The organism is Monashia sp. HAY1-2A (assembly GCF_056755315.1).
Genome location: NZ_JBNDHY010000881.1, coordinates 1 through 229, shown reverse-complemented (window position 1 = coordinate 229; position 229 = coordinate 1). Strand labels below are relative to the sequence as shown.

The 229-nt window shown below is 69.9% G+C and carries 1 pseudogene; it reads right to left on the bottom strand.

Annotated elements, in window-relative coordinates:
* Window positions 1–229 (bottom strand): annotated as a pseudogene (locus ACPYOM_RS24280) (catalase/peroxidase HPI); the annotation flags it as partial.

Genomic DNA, 229 nt, shown 5'->3' with positions numbered 1-229 from the left:
CAGCTGGGAGTTCGACCCGAAGATGAGGTCGACCGGGGTGGCCGTCCACTTGAGGTCGCCGCCGGCGAGGTCACGGATGTCGTAGACGTTCTCCTCGGACTCCGCCGCCTTCCACTGCGTGCCGGGGGCGAGCAGGTTGACGAAGAAGTCGTTGGTCAGGACGCCCGGCCGGTCGGTCAGGACGCCGTGCGCGACGCCACCGACGTTGTTGCCGAGGGCCCGCAGGCCG